Raw genomic sequence first — 699 nt, forward strand, 5'->3', positions numbered from 1 at the left:
TAGAGCGAGTTGCGATCAAAGCGGATTATACCCGCAATCACGGATGTAGTTGGCGCATTCTTCAGGGGTAAAGAGGCAGAGAGTGCGGCCGATGAGGTCCCAGAGGGCATCGACGGTTTTAGCTTGGGCTTGCCGCAAAGTTCCTTGAGTTTGGCGAAGGCCATCTCGATCGGATTGAGATCGGGGCTGTAGGGCGGCAGGAACAGGAGCCGCGCACCGGCACCGGCGATGAGACGCGCGGCCGCTTCATTCTTATGGCTCGACAAATTGTCGAGGATCACCGTGTCGCCTTCGCGCAGCGCGGGGACGAGGACTTGCTCGACATAGGCGAAGAAGCACTCGGCGTTGATCGGCCCGTCGAGCACAAACGGCGCTATCAGCCCCTCGCAGGTCAGGCCGGCAAGGAACGTCGTCGTCTTCCAATGTCCGTGCGGCGCATGGCCCAAGGCGCGTGTGCCGACATTGGCCCAGGCGTAACGACGCGTCATCGCCGGCGTCGTCCAGGTCTCGTCGAGGAAGATGAGCCGACCGCCAAGGCTGGTTTGCGCGCACCGCCACGCTTGTCGGCGCTCAACGACGTCGGGACGATCCTGTTCGCTGGCGTGCACGGTTTTTTTTGAAGCTGATGCCCTCACCGGCAAAGAAGCGCGAGAGCATCGACTTGTCGGCTTCGACGCCATGCCTGCGAAGCAGTCGCTC

General features: G+C 61.8%; 1 protein-coding gene. It reads right to left on the minus strand.

Annotation, left to right across the window (positions count from 1 at the left end; translation table 11 throughout):
- On the minus strand, positions 1-680 hold a 680-nt coding region (locus IVB01_RS19510), incomplete at its 3' end, for an IS630 family transposase (protein WP_247494763.1).
- Positions 681-699 lie beyond the last annotated feature (19 nt).

It is taken from the genome of Bradyrhizobium sp. 164, assembly GCF_023073715.1.
Classification (GTDB): Bacteria; Pseudomonadota; Alphaproteobacteria; order Rhizobiales; family Xanthobacteraceae; genus Bradyrhizobium.